Here is an 18,848-nt window from a genome sequence, read left to right as displayed (position 1 = left end):
ATCGCAACGACGACACGTCCCATTCTCATCGCGAAGACATTTAGACATTATTTACCTGTGTTGCTTGTGTGCGCGCGCAAGAACGTCGGCCGATACAGAGTCTTATCGGCAAGCAAGGCGCTAACTTGCCCCCTGCGGACGCACATTTTCGGCAAATAACGCCAAAGCACGACGCCGGCGCTGGCCGCGGCGCGTTCCGGTGGCGGCCGATCATGGCCGGTCGTGGCCATGACAATATCGCCGTGCGACGGTTTGGCTTGAGCATGACGCGCAACCCTGCTGTGATGTCGGCGATGACGACCCGATTGAATCCATTCTTACAACGCGCTAATGCCCACAGGGAGCCTGCGCAATGACGCTTCGCAATATCGATGCGCTGTTTCATCCGCAAGGCGTGGTGATCTACGGCGCCGCGCAAGGCGCCGCTCAGACCCAGTTGCTGCGCAACATCGAAGCCAGTGTGGATGCCGAGCATTGCCGGCACGTCAAGACACGGGCCGATCTCGCCCGGCTCGAATCCTTCGACGCCCGCCTGGCGGTCATTCTGGATGCGCGCTGGGGCACCGAACAACGCATCGACGCGCTCGGCGCGCGTGGATGTCGCGCCGTACTGTGGGCGGCCGAGCGACGTATCTCCGGCAAGGTGCTGCGCGCCGCCCAGCCCTACAACCTGCGTCTGCTGGGTTCGCGCACCGCCGGCATCGTCCACACGCGCGACGGCCATAATTTCAGCACCCTGGCGCTGGAACCGCGCCCGGGCAAGGTCGCGCTCATCACCCAGTCGCAATCGCTGGCGGCCGCCTCGCTCGACTGGGCACTCGGGCGCAATATCGGTTTTTCCTGGCTCGCCTGCAGCGGCGCGGAAGCCGATATCGATATCGCCGATCTGCTCGACTATGCCGCGCTCGACCCGCGCACCCGTGCGATCGTGCTGCAGGTCGGCCATATCCGCTCGCCGCGCAAGTTCATGTCATCGGCCCGCGCAGCGGCACGGGTCAAGCCGGTGCTAGTACTTCAAACCCGACGCGCCGTGGATGACGGCCCGCTCGGGCCGGACCCGGTACGCTCGGCGGCCTTTGCCCGCGCCGGCCTTGTGGAATGCGAAAACCTGGGCGGACTGTTCGACGGGCTGGCCGCCATGGAGCTCTTACCCACCATCGGCAGCCATCGGGTGGTCGTCGTGGGCAACGGCGCCGGGGCCTGTGCGCTGGGTACGGATGCGATGTTTCGTCACGCCATCGAACCGGCACGCCTGTCGAGTGCCAGCCGCGAAGCACTCACCGAGCAAGCCCCGCAGGCCGTGGATCTGGGTGTGGCCATCGATATCGGCCGTTCGGACATCGATGAAACGCTTGCCGCACTGGCCCATACCTGTCGCGATGAGAATGTCGATGCCGTGCTGTTCATTCACAGCCCCATCGCCGGCCAGCCGCACGAACCCATGGTCAAGGCGATCGGCGCGGCCGAGTTCTCGCATCGCATCATGAGTGTCTGGCTGGGTCTGCATACTGCGCTGCCGGCGCGCGCCGCCAGCGCGAAAGCACGGCTGGCCACCTTCGTGACCGCGGACGATGCCGTGCGCGCGGTGCGCTATCGTGCCCGCTATCAGTTCACCCGCGAACTGCTTACGGCCACGCCGCCCCCCGACCCGACCGTGACGGCGGATGTCGACAGCCTGCGCGAACGCCTGACCATGCTGGCCAGCAGCGGCGTGGAATGGCTATCCAGCGACGAAGCCAGCCATCTGCTCAGTGCCTACGGCATTGCCGGCGAAACCCCGGCAGAAGCGGCCGTGCGCGTGCGCGTTCGTGTCTATCGCCACGGCGAACTGGGCATGGTGATGAGCGTGCGCGACGAAGCGCTGGGTATCGAACCCGCTTATGGCTTCGCACCACTCGATGCGTTGCTGGCACGGCGCATGCTCGAAGGCGCCAGTGCCGGGCGCCTGCGCGGTACGCGGGCAGCCTTCGAAGCGCTGGCCCAGGCGCTGGTGCGACTGGGCAAGCTCGTGGTGGACCTGCCCCAGCTCGCGGGTCTGGACGTACGCGTGGCCGCCGGCCCGCGTGGGCGCTTGCAGGCGCCGGCCGATAGTCTGATCGAAATCACCGATAAACCGCTTGCCGAGCGCGACCGGCTGGCGATGTCGCCCTACCCGGCGCGCATGCGCCATATCGTGTCGTTACGCGGCGGCACTCGCTATATCGTGCGCGCAATTCGCCCTTCGGACGAGCCGCTGGTACTGGATTTGCTGGAAAGCCTCAGTCCGGAAGAAATCCGCCTGCGGTTCTTCAATTTCATCCGCCATTTCTCGCACGATATGGCCGCCCGTATCACCCAGGTGGATTACGACCGGGAGGTCTCGCTCGTGGTCAGCCCCTACGACCGCCCGGACGCGCTCGCCGGCATGGGCACGCTGATTGCCGACCCGGATAACATGGAAGCCGAATTCGCCATTCTCGTGCACCACGATCACACCGGCGTGGGGCTGGGCCGGCATCTGCTCGACTGTTTGCTGCGCCAGGCCAGTGCCCGCGGTACCGAGATCGTCTATGGCGATGTGCTGGCTCAGAACCGGCCCATGCTGCAGCTCGCTCGCAGCCTGGGCTTCAAGGTCAAGCGCTCGCTCGACGATGCCAGCAGCGTACGGGTGGAAATCTCCGTGCGTAACTATACGAGCGTCTTACCGAGCTAGGAGATTCAGCCATGGCCGGATGCTGCCACGAAGACGATGCCCACCTGCAAGCCATGCGCGACGGCCAGCGACGTGTGCTCTGGACCGTGCTCGCGCTCAACGCGGTGATGTTCGTCGGCGAATTCACGGCCGGCTGGATCGCCGGTTCCACGGCGCTGCTCGCCGATTCGCTGGATATGCTCGGCGATACGCTGGTCTACGCCTTCAGCCTGGCCGTGATCGCGCGCGGCGCACGCGCCAAGGCATTGTCGGCCGGCTTCAAGGGGATGGTCATGCTCGTGTTCGGGCTCGTCGTCTGTGCCCAGCTTGTCGCCAAGCTTGTCTACGGCCTGCCACCGGCCGCGCCCATCATGGCAGTCGTGGGCACGCTTGCATTGATCGGCAATATCGTCTGTCTGGTGCTGCTTACTCGTCATCGGGAGGACGATATCAACATGCGTTCGGTATGGATCTGCTCGCGCAACGACCTGTTCGCTAACAGCGGTGTCATCGTGGCGGCCGCACTGGTTGCCTTCACCCACAGTATCTGGCCGGATCTGATTATCGGCGCGGCGATCGCGGCCCTGTTTCTACGCTCCGCCTTTGGCGTGCTCGGTGATGCCCGCGGCGCCTACCGGGAGGCAGCACAACCCGGGCACGCCGTGGACCGGTCGGCATGAGTCATTACGGCGTCGAAACGCCCGAAGCGGCGGTATCGCCGGGCTCGGTCATCGACTTCTGGTTCGACACGCTCACGCCCCGCGACTGGTTTCGAAAATCCGCCGCGCTCGATCGCCGGATCGCCCAGCAGTTCGGCGCCACCCTGACGGCCGCAGCCAACGGCGAACTCGCGCACTGGCGCGCCACGCCGCCGGGGCGGCTGGCCGAAATCCTCGTACTCGACCAGTTCTCCCGCAATATCCACCGCGATAGCCCGCGTGCCTTCGAGAACGACGAGCGCGCGTTGAACTGTGCCCGCGAGGCCATTGCAAACGGCGACGACACAGCGCTGACGCCCCAGCAGCGTGCCTTCGTCTATATGCCGTTCATGCACAGCGAAACATTGGCCGATCACGAACGGGCACTCGCGCTGTATCAAGCGCTCGGCCTGGCCGGACATCTCAAATCCGAACGTGAGCACTACACGATCATCGAACGGTTCGGCCGCTATCCGCACCGCAACAGCCTGCTTGGCCGTACCACCACGCCCGCCGAAGCCGCTTTCCTTCGCGAGCCCGGCTCATCGTTCTGAATACCGATTACGAGTACGCGTCGCAGTTGCGGCCGCTGAGCACTCTCGGCAGGTCTATCGCGGGTGAGACAGGTATTCGGGAAACCGAGCAGGCGTACTCGCGGCTGGCGCCGCTCACCCTTCGGGCTCGTCGCGTACGCGACGATTCGGCCTCGCTACGCGAGGCCGTCGAACCAGCATTGTTGGTTTTGTCGCAGGTTCGACACGTATTTAAAAACCGAGCAGGAGTATTCGCGGCTGGCGCCGCTCACCCTTCGGGCTCGTCGCTTACGCGACGATTCGGCCTCGCTGCGCGAGGCCGTCGAACCCGTCTTGTTGATTTGTCGCAGGTTCGACGCTTATCCGAAAAACCATATCAAAAGCCGGCGCTACGGCCGGCTTTTGATATGGTGCCCCGAGCAGGAGTCGAACCTGCGACCTGCCGCTTAGGAGGCGGCTGCTCTATCCTGCTGAGCTACCGGGGCATGGCGCGCGCCGCGGCTAGCCTACCGCAACCGCCGCAATATCTCGACCGCGTTTTGATGTACGTCATTGAACTACGCGCCGAACGACATAGTATTCGGGGACGCTCTGTATTACCTCTCGCGGCTCGCGTTCGCGCTGAAAAGACTTTCAAGGTCAAATGCGTTGCGACAAGGCGTGCGAGCGCAGCGCCTGCCTAATTCACAGGTCAAGCTCGCACAACGCAGTCGTAGCACTTTTGAGGCCGAACCTCTTCGGACCGGCGCGACCGTGACAGGTTGTGCAGAGCTGCCCTAGCCATTCGACTTCAACGGAAAACGCTGCTGTTGGCAATTACCATAACTACTGCGTCATACATTGACTCCAGTGATATGGCCCCGCTAGCATGCGCCAAATATACCCTATGAGTCATACCGCCGTGTCCGGTAACGAAAAGTCGCCGTTGAAACCGACCACTGCACGTGGCGAGGCGACCCGACAGAAACTATTGGCTGCCGCCGAGGACGCGTTCGGTAACACTGGCTTCTTTCGTGCTTCGATAAGCGATATTACCCGTGCTGCCGGCGTCGCCCAGGGTACTTTCTATCTCTATTTCCGTAACAAGGAAGACGTCCTTGCGGAACTGGTCCGGCATATGGGGCGTGAATTACGCCGCATGCTGGCCCACTCCATCCCGCCGGGCCTGTCGCGCCTGGACGCGGAACGCGAAGGCATGGCCGCGTTCATCCGCTTTGTCGGCAAGCGCCGAAACCTTTACCGGGTGGTTCAGGAGTCGCTGTTCGTCGACGAACAGATCTATAAGGACTACTACATGGATTTCGCGCGCGGTTATATCAGCGCCCTGGAGAAATCCGTGGAGAAATACGAGATTCGCGACGGCGATCTCGACGTCTGGGTCTGGGTACTCATGGGCACCGCCCATTTCCTGGGCCTGCGTTATGGCCTATGGCAAAACGAAGGACTGAACGAGGCCGAACTGGATGCGGTCATGGACTTCATCCGTAACGGGATCGCTATCCGCACCAGCGAGACCCCGTAAACGCGCCAGTGCCCGCCCGCGGGCGCGCTATTCGCAGCATCCGGGGCCCGACCTAGACAGTTCGGCAAACCCGGATTCGCATCCAGACAGGCCCGGCCCACGCGGCAGAATCGCCGCCATTTTTGCGCAGCGCAACACCGCATTTGCCAATTTTGTTGTATTGCGCACCTATTTAGTCGAATTATTTTCAATGGCGAATTAGTGCATTAGCACAGTTCGCGAAAAATGTTGCAGTGCATTCCTTGAATATACACATATCTCGCCATACGCTATACCCATAGCCGAATAGCAATACGACTTTCGTTTAATACCGCGCCAAATCGCGCGAACACGTTTTCAAGGAGACCGCAATGAACACCCGTATCGCACACACCGCCCTTTCCACCGCACTAATCGCCGGGCTTGTTGGTTTCTCCTCGCTCGGTTTCGCCCAGTCGGAAGCGGTTCAGGCGCTTGACGCCCAGAATGCGCAGCCCCAGGCCAACGCTACGGTCGCCAGTCACCCGCAGGCCGACCAGCTGGCCGCGGAACTCGATGCATTCAACCGCCAGGATACCCAGGGCCGTATCGTCGGCAATGGCCTGGCGAGCAGCGATCAGAGCGCCGACGTGTCCCGCACGGCGATGCAGCTGAGCAACGAAATCGAAAACTACAATGCCCAGGCCAGCGAAGGTCTGGTACCGGAAACGCACATGCCTGCCGGCACCACGGTCCATACCTATCCGCAGACCGAAGCACTGGCCGCCGAGCTGGCCCGCTACAACGAGACCGGTGGCAACCTGAACGCACTGCGCTTCTAACCCCCTGAGAAGTGCATGCGAGCCGGGAGCGATTCAATCGCTCCCGGCTTTTTTGTGAGCGTTATGGGTATAATGGTTACGCGCTCGTTTGCATAAAAAGCGGCAAAATACAGCTATCACCGTCTACGAGCGCTGAAACCAGAATAAAAGGCTGCCCTAAGGCCAAGCCGACCACTCAGGAGAGATGATATGCACAAACCGGCAAAAACACGTTACGCACTGATCTGCGGCTTTGCCTTGGCGGGCACGATGGGCAGCGTTGGCGTTGCACTGGCCGAGCAGGATCAGGCCAATGAGCCGACCCGTGCCGAGGAATTGTCGCAGGAAGTCGAGCAGTTCAATCAGAACCACGGCTCCTTGAAAGAAGAAAGTGCGGCCCGCTCGGGCGCACCCACCGGGCATATCGACGCCGATGGCGAATCGCTGCCAAAAACACCGGCCGACCACGAAAAAGCTGACGAACTCGCCAACGAAGTGCGCGATTACAACCGTAGCGGCGGCTCGCTCAACCGCGACAGCGCGGCCGACAGCCAGGTCAACGACGATCTGTCCAACTCGAAGCCGGTCGATCACGAACGTGCGGATGAACTCTCGCATGAGGTTCAAGACTTCAACAAGAGTGGTGGTTCACTCAACAGCGACAGCGCGGCCGACAGCGACCTCGATGATGACTGATTAGCGGTCTGTCTCTACGGGCAGATAGCGTGTTAATCCAGGACGCCGACAGGTTTTACCGCTTGTCGGCGTTTTTTTACGTTCTCTAGACAGCCAGCGACATCGATATTAGGCCGGATCAGGGCGCTCGACGCCATCAGCGTGCAACGATGGACGGCAAAAAAAACGCCGGCATAAAGCCGGCGTTTTCGCGAGCCGAAAGGCCTCAGTCGGCGTAGGTCAGTCGATCCTTGGGTTTGGGCATTTGGCCCGACACCTGCTCGGCCAGCGAAATATTCTCGCCGACGAATTCCTTGATCCGAACACGGCCGACTTCCGGACCCGGCTCCCAGGCAATCACCTGGCCGCTGGGCGAACGCACCAGCGAGCCTTCGCTGTGTACCGCCAGCTCGTCACCCACTTCAAGGCCCGCAGCCCGGCCGGCATTGATATACATATCCTCACCCTTGAGGGCGAAACTGTGACCGAACCAGGGCGCGATGCCAATCCGATCGGCCGCGGTATCGAGAATACGATCGCTCCAGATTTCCAGGTCCGAATTCGATCCATCGGCAACCTGCACGCGTGTGGACAACGGCTCGTAGCGAATATCGAAATCCGGATCCATCATGCGCGACTCAAGCGTTACCGAGTTGCCACTGCCTTTGGGATCCACGACCAGCAGACCCCGGATACCGGGGAAGATCGCCAGCAGGCGCGGACAGTCGAGCGGGCTTTCCGAGCCACAGGCATCCGAGCCGCCAACGGCTTCGTCCAGTTCGTTGGGCGAGATCAACGTCAGCCCATGCCGCGCCGACTGGCGTTCCAGCGCCGCGAGCAGACGATAAGCGGTCATCGAATCGCGCTGATCCTTGGCGATATAAACACCGATCTTGGGTTTCATCCCCGATGAATCAATCGTCTCGACCGGGGCCGCAGCCACCGTAGCCGCCGGCGCCTGACCGGATCGTATGGCATCGGCACGTCCTTCTTCACGCGCCTTGTCCATCCATTTTTCCCAGAAGGGTTTGCCCCAGTCCGTCTGCTCGTAACCAAACGCCGCGTCCGAATCGGCCAAAGGCGCTTCGCCGTTGTCACCGGCGGGGTTACCGGGCCCCGAGGCACAGCCCGCCAGAACACCTGCCGCCGCGGCGGCCCAGACAAGCGATTGAACGCATTTGAAACGATTCGACAACACAGCGACTCCCGATACAAAAAAAGAGGGGCCTTCGCCAACGGCGAAGACCCCTTCAACCTTACTGACGCTTAGAACTGTACGCCAAGATTCACGCTGCCGGCGATTACCCGATCGTCGGCAAAGGTGCCACCGTTCGGCGTGCCGCCGCCAATCAGGCTATTGCCACGCAGAATACCGACATCGTTCTCCTTGAGCATACCCAGCGTGGCCCAGGTACGGACCGCTTCGTTGAGCTGATAGCTGGCCTGCAAGTCGTAGACCGTGCTGGTGTCGCTGGTTTCGCCATTGACCGCGGCCGAATCCGGCACTTCGATATCCAGGAAGCCCAGCGCGCCGCGCACGGCGAACTTCTCGGTCACATTCATGCCGATACTGGCGATATACAGCGACTCGTCGAAGCCTTCACGCCCGAGGTAACGACCCATCTGATACAGGCTGGTCGGATTGGCGGTGGATTCCGGGCTGGAGTTGATCAGGCTCGAGTAGGTATCGAAGCCGGTCGACATCAGACCGCCGTCGCGGGTCGCCACGTACTGTGCCTTGAGTTCGAACATGCCGACGTCGGCGCCGATGCGGAAGTAACCCGAATAGGCGTCGTCGTTGAAGTAATCGCCGCCTTCTGCGGTCTGGTTCGCATTGACGTTGCCGCCTTCGAGCCAGTTACCACCAAAGGAAATATCTACCGGGCCCACGCTACCCTGCATGTAAGGCGAGTAGATATTCGTGTTCGACAGCACATACGTATTACGCGGTCCGGCCGGCCCCACCAGGTCGCCGTTGTAGTTGTCGAGCCAGTGCACGTAGAGGAAGCCCAGCGACCAGCCGGATTCGCCCAGCGGGGCGACAAAACCCGGGAAGATTTGGTCGCCGTTGTCTTCGTTGAGGTAGCCGGTGTTGTCCTGACGACGGTCATAACCGATGAAGGCACTGACCTTGCCCAGCTTGGTCAGAAACAGCGCACGATCGCGACGGTCGTCGCAGACCAGGAAACAGTTGTTCCAGTTGGCTTCCTGCCGGCCGACGCGCAGCAGACCATATTGGAACGGAATCTGTACGAAGCCCAGGTCGAGCCGGACGTTGTCGCCGCGGTTGTCCGCATTGAACGAGTTATCGGAACTGGTCTGGTAATCGCGCTGGTCGCCACTCCAGCGATCGCCGGCCAGTTCGACACGGGTATGGACTTCGACACCGGTTTCTTCGTGCTTGAGATCGGCCTTGACGCGTAGGTAATGCGCAAAGCCGTTATCGTTGTCTTGCGGGGTGATTTCCGGGTCGGTGGCCGGCGTGGCAAACGACTCGGACTCCACATAGAAACCGGTGGCGCGATAGTCGACGCCGATATCGGTCTTGATGGTGGCATTGGCTGTACCCACACAGCCCAGCGCTGCCAGGGCGGACAAACCGATGACGCGGGTCAGATGGCCCCGACGGCCCGGCTGTTTCGCCTCGATTGCTTTATTGAGATCGCGGATCATTTGTTCTTTCTCCCCTCTAGTTACTACGGGAACGCATGGACTGGTGTTCTCGAGTACTCCGCACACTGCTTGGGGCGTCGGTCGACCGGTTCGTGCCTCAGGCCCGCCTGGTCTTTATCGCTCGCACCCGCGTCGTGCTTTCAAGCCCAGGCCGTCGCGGCGACCGGTGGGCTCTTGGCCGACTTGCTCGATGTTGAATACTCCCCCTGGGTGACTCGTGAGTCATAAGTCACGACTGTCTGTTTATAGTATTTTTTTTTACCGTGCAAGCGGTTAGTGAACTCCTGTTTCATTTTTATTGACGCAACCTGAAAGGCGAATTTTCGGATATGAATCCGCTTTCCTCATCCGACTGTTTATAAACGACTTATAGCGCTTTCATACCGCAATGCAGCATCCGATTCGACTTTAATCGAATGCACCATGCAGGCGTTGATGTGCATTGCAGCATGCGCATATTCGCCCGTCGCTTGTCGGGCCGTAAAAACGCATACCAAACCGGACTTTCCGAGGCGTGATCCGCGCAGAAATTTGGGCAAATGAAGCCCGCGATTCGCGCGTTGGCGCCATCGAACCGCCTTGTTGTCGGCTGGCTGCCACAGGGATAGAGGCTTGCGCCAGTCACGCGAATGGCGATACGTGGCGTATCCTTCAGAGCCGAAAGCGGCACTGCCGTGATGTGTGCGTTATCGACTGGCCGGCGAATGTTCTATCTGTATCACCACAACGATCTGAGCCGGCTGGCCGAGCTGTTCGGCGCACTACGTCAGCAACGGCCCGCGCCGCCCCTGATTCGCGACACCGTGCTCGCCCCGAACGCCGGTATCGGCCGCTGGCTGCGTATTCAGCTGGCCGAGAGCGAAGGTATCGCGGCGAACATCAACGGCCGTCTGCCCGGTGAGTTCATCTGGGCCTTGCTGCACGATCTGATCGACGATGCCGACGCCGGCGATCATTTCGAGCCCGATTGCCTGCCCTGGCATCTGTACCTGGCATTACCGGCGATGGCGCATGAAATTCGCGCCGTGGCGGATTATCTGGGCGACCCGGTCGACGAGGTGCGCCGCTACCAGCTCGCCCGTCAGCTCGCCGATGTGTTCGATCAGTATCTGGTCTACCGCGCCGACATGCTGGCGCGCTGGGAGGCCGGCGAAACACCCGCGCACAATCCCGGCCACTGGCAGGCCGCGGTCTGGCGCTGGCTCACCCGGGCGGAACGGCTTGGCGCCCGTCATCGCGCCCGCGTGCTGACCGATTTCATCCAGCGCCTGAAAACCGACCGCGTCCTGCAACAGCGCCTGATCGCCCACTGCCCCGACCCGCTGTATTGCTTCGGGCTGGTCGCGCTCGCGCCCGATCATCTGCGCCTGCTCTATGCGCTGGCCGAGCACGTCGACGTGTATTTCCTGTTGCCCAATCCCAGCGAGGCGTATTGGGGCGATATCGTCGCCGGCCGCTTGCCGCTGGAACTGCCGGGCGACGACGACACCTCGCTTTTGCCCGGCGAGGCCGCCGTGGAAGCCGGACATCCGTTGCTCTCGGCGCTTGGGCGCATGGCACGTGACACGGTGCGCGTACTGTATTCCGACGAATTCGCGGGCATGATCGAACCCGAACTGGGCGATCTGATGGCCTACGAGATACCGCCCGACGACAGCCTGCTGCATCGTATCCAGGCCGATATCGTGCGCCTGGACTGTCGCGACAGCGCCCAGGGCATGGCCGACGACGATACCTCGTTCGAAGTGCATGCCTGCCACAGCCCGCTCCGTGAAATACAGGTGCTGCAGGATCAGTTGCTGGACCGTCTCGCCGCCGACGATGCCCGCGTGGCCGCCGGTGAAATCGACGCGAGCGCGCGCCTGGCCCCGCGTGACATCATCGTCATGTTGCCGGATGTGGCCGCCTACGCGCCGGCCATCGAAGCCGTGTTCGGTGGTGCGCCGCCCGATCGCTATCTGCCGTTCGGCCTGGCCGATCGCGCGCGCTCGGCCGCGCACCCGATCGTGACCTGTGTCTCCGCCCTGCTCGATCTGCCGTTATCGCGCTGGCAGGCCAGCGAACTGCTGGATCTGCTGGCCGTACCCGCGGTCATGCGCCGCTTCGGCCTGTCGGCCGGCGAACTGGACGCGATGACCGACTGGGTGGCCGAGGCCGGCATACGCTGGGGCCGCGACAGCGCCCACCGCGCCGAACTCGGCGCCGGCGCATTCGAACAGAACAGCTGGCGTTTCGGTCTGGATCGACTATTGCTGGGCGTGGCCCAGTCCGACGACCAGACGCTGACCGCAGGCGTGGCCCCCTGGGCCGATCTGGAAGGCGGAATCACCACCGCACTCGGCAAGCTCTGGCGTTTCGAACGCGTACTCGCCGATACCGCCGACGCGCTGGCGGAACCCGCCACGCCCGGCGAATGGCAGACCCGGCTCAATACGATGCTCGATGCACTCGTCGCACCGGCCACCGACGCGCCCGACGAACAACGCGCGGTCGATAGCCTGCGCAGCGTATTCGCCCGTTTCGAAACCGCTGAACGCTGTACCGCCGAGCGCACACTAAGTGGCGATCGCCGTATCTTCTGGCCCGCCGTGCGCGACATGCTGCGGGCCACGCTCGAATCCGCGGCCGAACGCCAGCCATTTCTGGCCGGCGGCATCACCTTCTGCGGCATGGTGCCGCTACGTGCCGTGCCGTTTCGGGTGGTCTGCGTGCTGGGCATGAACGACGACGCCTTCCCGCGCCAGGACACGGCCCGCGCCTTCAACGTAATGTTCGATGCGCCGCGTCTGGGCGATCGCAATATTCGCGACGACGACCGGCTGCTGTTCCTGCAAGCGCTCACCGCCGCACGCGACGCCTTCTATATCAGCTATCTCGGCCAGGACATGCATACCGGCGAAAGCCTGCCGCCCTCGCCGATCGTGGGCGAAACGCTGGAATTCGTGCATCGCCATTATTTTCGGGATCACAGCGCGAAGGCGTTCAAACAGCGCCTCGTCCACGAACAGCCCATGCAGCCGTTCTCGCCGCGCTACTTCACGCCCAACGAACCCGATACGCGCGTATTCACCTTCGCCGGCGACTGGCGCGCTGCCACCCGTGCGGCGATCAGCGCTCGCGCCACGGCCGCCCCGCTACTGGACAACAGTAGCGCGCCGCTGCGCGAGGCCCTGGACACGATTGACCTGGAAAGCCTGAAACGGTTTTTCGACCACCCGCCGCGGGCATTCTTTCGCGAACGAATCAAACTCGACCTCGACATCGAGGACGCCCGTATCGAAGATGCCGAGCCCATCGCGCTCGACCCGCTCGCCGCGGCCGGGCTGCGCCAGCGTCTGTTCGACAGCGCCGATCGTGGCGACCTCGATGCGATCAGCCTTCAGCCCACCGCGCTCGAACGCGCCCGCGGCACGCTCCCCCCGCCACCCCTGGCTGATGTGAACTACGCCGATCAGGCAGACGCCGTGAACCAGCTGTTGCCGATCTGGCAGACCTGGAAGGCAGACGCCACGCCGACCACCGTGGATATCGATCTATCGATTGCCGGCGTGCGGGTGACCGGACGCGTGCCGCAAAAATGGCCGCAGGCACTTCGGCGGCTGCGTACCGGCAAGCTCAAGACACGTTTTCGGCTGCGCTACTGGATCGATTATCTCGCGGTAGTGGCATCCGGCCACGACGTCGCACTGGAAATGGCGGGCTTCGCGCCGAAGAAGAAGACCCTCGAAACCGCCTACTACAGCGGACAAATCGACGCAGCCACTGCCGCGGCCACGCTCGCCGACTTGATCGCGATCTATCGCGACGGCCAGTGCCAGCCGCTGGCCTATCATCCCGACCTGGATGACGAATACGACCCGGACCAGAACAAGGCTTTCGACAATGTCAGCTATCGCTTCAAGCCGGACGCCTACTTCCCCCACCATCTGACTCGCGACCCGTACTTCGCGCGCCTGCTCGGGCCCGACGACGCGCCGCTGGGCGAAAGCGCCGAGCAAAGCCCCTTCATTCAGGCCATCGAGGCCATCGGCGGGCCGATGAACGCCGTACTGATGCCGGTCGACGATCGCTGAATCCCCGTATTGCGGCCCACTCGAACGTTCGCGCGCCTGGGTAGCGCCAAAGTACGGGGGAGAATTGCGGATTCCATCACCCCAAGCGAGCGTTTAGCCTACGCGCGGTTTGAGGCATGACAGGCGACAGCGCAGCGTGAAATATCTTTCGATCGTCGTTTTCGGGCTCATCGGCGCGGCCGGCCTGGGCCTAGCCGTCGCCAACTTGCTATCGCTGATTCCCAGCGATATCTGGTGGATTCGCATCACGGATTTCCCGCGGCTGCAGAGCGCGGTGATCCTGGTCGTTTTGTTGCTGGGCGCGGCCTGTTTTCTGGGCCGCTATCGGCGCGCGAGCCTGGCGTTGATGGCGATCATGCTGGCCACGCTGATCTATCATGTCGTCGTCCTGCTGCCCTACGCGCCGCTACACGGCCGGCTGACCGACAATAGCTGCCCGGCCGATAAACGCCTGACCGTGATGGTCGCCAACGTGCGCCTGACCAACAACCCGGACGGTCGGCTGATCAAGCAGGTTCGGCGCTACCAGCCGGATGTGTTCGTGGTGCTCGAGGTCAACGATCAATGGCTGAATGCGCTGGCGCCGCTCGAACAGACGATGCCCCAGACCATCCGCCATACCACTGGCTCCTATTTCGGTATCGCGCTGTATTCGCGCCTGCCGCTGCATTCCAGTGAAGTGCGGTATCTGGCCGGCCAGGACACACCGCAGATCATCACCGAAGTCGAGCTTCCCACCGGCGAGCATGTCGATTTTCTGGGCATTCATCCGCGTCCGCCGCATCCCTCGCAATCCGCGCTCGGCCGCGACGCGGTGCTGCTCAAGGCCGGCTTGCTGCTGCACGACAGCGACCGCCCCGGCGTGGTTGCCGGCGACCTGAATGCCACACCGTGGGAACGGGCCGTCACGCACATGCGCGAGATTGCGCGCCTGGTCGACCCGCGCCACGGCTACGGTTTTCTGCCCACCTACGACGCCAACTCCTGGTGGATGCGCTGGCCGCTGGATCATGTGTTCTACGAAGCCGGCTTTGATGCGCTGGAACTGATTCGCGGTGACGATTTCGGCTCCGATCACTTTCCCTATGTCGCGCGCCTGTGCCGGGTCGAGAAAAGCGAGAGCGAAACCCGCGACAAACCCGAACAAGCCGCCCTACGCAGCGCGCACGCCACCATCAAACGCGCCCGGGCCCAGGCGGACCGCGCCGATGGGCACTAACACCGCCACAAGCTAGCGTCGGGGCGTCGTCCCCGCGGGCGGGGCATGCCACACTTGGCTCAATGCCATCTGCACTGTCCTACGCTGCGCCCCGCGTGACCGAACGATCTGAATGAGCCCGACCCAGCCTTTCGATGCCGCCACCCTGCCGCTGCACGGCCTGCGCCTGATCGAGGCCAGCGCCGGCACGGGCAAGACCTTCAGCCTGGCCGGGCTGTATCTGCGCCTGATCGTGGAACAACGCGCGAGCGTGCGCGAAATCCTGGTGATGACGTTTACCCGCGCGGCCACCCAGGAACTGCGCGAACGCATCCGCGCGCGCCTGGCCGATGCCGCGCGTATCGCCCACACGCGCGAACTCGCCGTCGCCGGCAACGCCGAGCACGACTTCACCCTGCGTGTGCTCGACCACAGCGACGAGCCGCCCGAAGCTCTGGCCCGCCGGCTCGCCGATGCGGCCGCGCGCGTGGACGAAGCCACGATCGTAACCATCCACGGCTTTGCCCAGCGCGCCGCTACCGAAAATGCCTTCGAGTCCGCGCTGGCGTTCGACCGGGGCGATCCGATCGACGATCCGTCCATCTACCGCGAAGCCACCACCGACTACTGGCGCGAACATGTTTTCGGCGCGCCTGCGCATGCCGGCGACGTACTCGCGCTCTGGCCGACGCCAGACACGCTGTATGCCACGCTCGCACCACTTCTCGCACGCCCGCATGTACGCCTGGCCGGTATCGACCACAAACGCCTCGCCGAGCTGGGCGACGAACTGGCACAACACTGGCCGGGCACGGCCGACATCCTGACCAAAACCCTGGTCGAGGCCCTCGAAGCCGACGCGCTGCTCAAAAGCGGTGAGCTGTACAAGACACTGGCCGCGTTCGACGATATTGCGGGCGAAATCGCGGCCCTCGACAGCCGTATTCGCGACTCACTCGCTGCAGGCACTACCCCGGCCCTGCCCACATGGATACGCGTGCTCGCCAATCCGGCACCGCAGTTCAAGAAGGCCGCCAAATCGCAGGCGTACGGCCAACCGCTGGCCGACCTTGCCGCCCTGCCGCTGCTGGCCGAGTTGCAACCGCTGGCGCGCCTGGCGGCGATCGACGAGGCCGCGCGTGCCGTGCGCGCGCTCGCTGCCCAGCGCAAGATCGAACGCCGCCAATACAGCTTCGACGACCTCATCGCTGCGCTGCATGCGGCATTGCATACGCCCGGTACCGGCGAGACGCTGGCCGATGCCCTGCACGAGCGCTGGCCGTACGCGCTGGTCGACGAATTTCAGGACACCGACCCGCTGCAATACGCCAGCCTCGCGCGTGTCTATTTGTACACACCGCGCGAGCGCGGCGCGCTGCTGCTCATCGGCGACCCGAAACAGGCGATCTATGGTTTTCGGGGCGGCGATATCTATGCCTATCTCGCCGCCGCGCGCGCGGCCGGCGACGCACGCTATACGCTGACCACCAATTTCCGCTCCACCCAGTCCGTGCTCGATGCGATCGAAGCGCTGTACACGCTGCCCGCGCAAGCGCCATTTCTGGTCGACGAGATCGACTTTCCGCATATTCAGGCAGGCCGTACGGCCCACGACAAACGCATTGTCGACGCCCACGGCGACGAAATATCCGCACTCACTGTCTGGCAGCTGAGCGGCGGCAAGGGCACGAAAGGCGAAGACCGCCCGCTGCTCATCGACCATACCGTGGCCGCCATCGCGCGCCTGCTGGACGGCGCCACCCATTGGCAAACCCGCGACGGCCAAAACCAGCCGATCGCGCCCCGCGATATCGCCGTGCTGGTCAACAGCCATCACGAGGCCACGGCCATTCAGGCCGCACTCGCAAGCACGGGCGTCATGGCCGTCTGCCAGCATCGCGACTCGGTGTTCGCGAGTGCAGAAGCCGACGACCTGCGCCGGGTGCTGCGGGCCATGGCCACACCGGACGATGCCATGGCCGTACGCGCGGCCCAGCCCACGGCACTCATCGGCAAACGCCTGGCCGATCTCATCGCGCTGGCCGACGACGACCATGCCATGCAGCAGGCCATCGAACGCTTTCACGCACTCCACGAAGCCTGGGCCAGCCGCGGCGTACTGACCGCGCTGGAACGGCTGTTCATCGCCTGTGCACCGGCGCTGCTCGCGCTCACCGACGGCGAGCGCCGCATGAGCAACTACCTGCAACTGGGCGAACTGCTCGCCAGCGCCGAGGCCGAATGCTTCGGCATGGCCAGCGTCGTACGCTGGCTGGACGAGCGCATCGCCGCCGCCCTGGATGGCACGGCGAACGCCATCGATGACGACAGCCAGCTACGCCTGGAATCCGACGCCGATCTGGTGCGTATCACCACCGTGCATGCCGCCAAAGGTTTGCAGTACCCGATCGTGTTCATGCCGTTCGCGCTGTGGCTGGGCACCGCCGGCACGCCCGACAAGCCGCCGCTGATCTTTCACGACGCCGACGGTCAGGCGATGATCGACCTGGTGGGCGATAACGACACTCATCGCGAACAGGCCGTACTCGAGGCGCGTTCGGAAGCGCTGCGCCTGCTCTATGTGGCCCTCACCCGAGCCGAACAGGCCATCGTCGTCGGCTGGCGTGAGGCGCCCACGACACGCGCCAGCGCCCTGGCCAGCCTGCTCGGCCGTGGCGAACAAAGCGCCGCGGCCGCGCTGGAACAGCTCACCGACAACCCGTCGATTACCGTCGAACCTGTCGATGCCGAAGGCACGCCGCCGACGGTGGAACGGCGTACACTGCACAGCGAGCAAACGCTGGGCGAGGCGCGGGATGATTTACCCGCGCCGCGTCCACGCTGGTCGACCTATAGCTTTTCGCGCCTGGCCCATGCCCCGGCCGACAACCGCCCGGCCGAACTGCCCGAAGCCGGCGCCGAAGACGAACTGGCCAGCGCGCCGACAGACATCGACCCAGCGGATAACGAAGACGCTGCGCCCACGCTCGACCCGCGTCTGGCCGGTGTGCGCTTTGGCTCGGCGGTGCACGACGTGCTCGAAGAGTGGGTAGCCAACGCCAAACGCGCGCCCTGGCCCGCGCCGGGCTCGCCGCTTGCCGACGACCAGCGTGCCTTTCTGATCAAAACGCTAAAAAAATACGGGCTCGTGGGCGACGACGAACAGGACGTGCGTATCGAACAGACCGCCGCGCTCATCGCCCGCACCGTCCATACACCGCTACCCGAACTCGGCCCGCTGGCCGCACTCGATGCGAACCGCAGCCTCGCCGAGATGGAATTCATGCTGCGCCTGCGGGGTAATCGTCTGGGTGCGCTCGTGACATTGCTGCGCGATGCCGGTTATCTGCCCGCAGCGATTGGCGGCACGCCGCAGCAAACGCTCTATGGCCTGATGCAGGGCTTTATCGATCTCGTTGTGGAAAAAGACGGCGCCTATTACGTGCTGGACTACAAGACCAACCGCCTGGGCGACACCGCCGCCGCCTACAACGAGGCCGCGCTCAAACGCGCCATCGGCCGGGCCCACTACGACCTGCAATATCTTATCTACACCGTCGCCCTGCACCGGCATCTACGCCAGGCGCTGGGCGACGCCTACGACCCGGCCCGGCATCTGGGCGGCGTGCAATATCTGTTCGTACGGGCCATGGACGGTGAAACCAGCACCGGCGTGTTTACCGACACACCGCCGGTCGCGCTGATCGAAGCGCTGGATGCGTTGTTCGATGCCGAACTGACCGCGCAGGGGGCGAGCGCATGAGCTCGCAACCGCACGTAGCTCCCGTAGTCCACGTAGGTCGGCTTAGGCCGAAGGCCGTAAGCCGACATGCTGGGATGGCGCATCGCGCTCGATTTCGAGCTCGACAAAGCCGCACCTCGGGGTCTACGGCAGACTGCGAGTTGGGACGTAAACCAGCCCACGTAGGTCGGCTTAGGCCGCAGGCCGTAAGCCGACATTCCGGCGTCGCAGTCGGGCCCAAAAGCCGAGAAAACCACGCATCCCGATCCACGGCGGACAGTGAG

11 protein-coding genes and 1 tRNA gene are annotated in these 18,848 nt (G+C 63.4%); 9 read left to right on the top strand and 3 right to left on the bottom strand.

Going from position 1 to position 18,848, the window contains the following annotated elements:
• Positions 1–352 precede the first annotated feature (352 nt).
• Genes S4A8_RS11450 through S4A8_RS11440 form a run of 3 tightly spaced genes read left to right on the top strand, consistent with a single transcriptional unit; the run spans position 353 to position 3,923 of the window.
• A complete protein-coding gene (locus S4A8_RS11450; protein WP_353175827.1) occupies positions 353–2,692 on the top strand; it encodes a bifunctional acetate--CoA ligase family protein/GNAT family N-acetyltransferase in 2,340 nt (779 codons plus the stop codon).
• Between the two features lie 11 nt (positions 2,693–2,703).
• A complete protein-coding gene (locus tag S4A8_RS11445) occupies positions 2,704–3,351 on the top strand; it encodes a cation diffusion facilitator family transporter (RefSeq protein ID WP_353220250.1) in 648 nt (215 codons plus the stop codon).
• Positions 3,348–3,923, top strand: a complete 576-nt coding sequence (locus S4A8_RS11440) for a DUF924 family protein (RefSeq protein ID WP_353220249.1) — start codon at positions 3,348–3,350, stop codon at positions 3,921–3,923. Before S4A8_RS11445 ends, S4A8_RS11440 begins: the two co-directional genes overlap by 4 nt.
• A 387-nt stretch (positions 3,924–4,310) precedes the next feature.
• Here S4A8_RS11440 and S4A8_RS11435 read toward each other — a convergent pair.
• A tRNA-Arg gene (locus S4A8_RS11435) sits at positions 4,311–4,387 on the bottom strand.
• Positions 4,388–4,788: 401 nt separating this feature from the next.
• On the opposite strand from S4A8_RS11435, the gene S4A8_RS11430 reads away from it, so the two are divergent.
• From S4A8_RS11430 to S4A8_RS11420, 3 genes are all read left to right on the top strand, one after another.
• Positions 4,789–5,424: a TetR/AcrR family transcriptional regulator gene (locus S4A8_RS11430; protein WP_353220248.1), complete on the top strand. Its 636-nt coding sequence runs from the start codon at positions 4,789–4,791 to the stop codon at positions 5,422–5,424.
• Between the two features lie 350 nt (positions 5,425–5,774).
• Positions 5,775–6,224, top strand: a complete 450-nt coding sequence (locus tag S4A8_RS11425; protein WP_353220247.1) for a hypothetical protein — start codon at positions 5,775–5,777, stop codon at positions 6,222–6,224.
• A 189-nt stretch (positions 6,225–6,413) separates the two neighbouring features.
• Positions 6,414–6,899, top strand: coding sequence for a hypothetical protein (locus tag S4A8_RS11420; RefSeq protein ID WP_353220246.1), 486 nt, complete (start codon positions 6,414–6,416; stop codon positions 6,897–6,899).
• 205 nt (positions 6,900–7,104) lie between these two features.
• On the opposite strand, the gene S4A8_RS11415 is transcribed toward S4A8_RS11420, so the two are convergent.
• On the bottom strand, positions 7,105–7,956 hold the full coding sequence (locus tag S4A8_RS11415) for a hypothetical protein (protein WP_353220245.1): 852 nt from the start codon (positions 7,954–7,956) through the stop codon (positions 7,105–7,107).
• Positions 7,957–8,144: 188 nt separating this feature from the next.
• Complete coding sequence (locus tag S4A8_RS11410; protein WP_353220244.1) at positions 8,145–9,551, bottom strand: hypothetical protein; 1,407 nt, start codon at positions 9,549–9,551, stop codon at positions 8,145–8,147.
• A gap of 704 nt (positions 9,552–10,255) precedes the next feature.
• Here S4A8_RS11410 and recC point away from each other — a divergent pair.
• From recC to recB, 3 genes are all read left to right on the top strand, one after another.
• Positions 10,256–13,624 carry an exodeoxyribonuclease V subunit gamma gene (gene recC / locus S4A8_RS11405; RefSeq protein WP_353220243.1) on the top strand — a complete coding sequence of 1,123 codons (3,369 nt, stop codon included), beginning with the start codon at positions 10,256–10,258 and terminating at the stop codon, positions 13,622–13,624.
• A gap of 136 nt (positions 13,625–13,760) precedes the next feature.
• A complete protein-coding gene (locus S4A8_RS11400; protein ID WP_353220242.1) occupies positions 13,761–14,843 on the top strand; it encodes an endonuclease/exonuclease/phosphatase family protein in 1,083 nt (360 codons plus the stop codon).
• 112 nt (positions 14,844–14,955) lie between these two features.
• A complete protein-coding gene (gene recB, locus S4A8_RS11395) occupies positions 14,956–18,585 on the top strand; it encodes an exodeoxyribonuclease V subunit beta (protein ID WP_353220241.1) in 3,630 nt (1,209 codons plus the stop codon).
• Positions 18,586–18,848: the final 263 nt, after the last annotated feature.

The organism is Salinisphaera sp. S4-8 (genome assembly GCF_040361235.1).
GTDB lineage: Bacteria > Pseudomonadota > Gammaproteobacteria > Nevskiales > Salinisphaeraceae > Salinisphaera.
The sequence above is the reverse complement of the archived record's forward strand: the minus strand, read 5'-3'. Positions and strand labels throughout refer to the sequence as shown.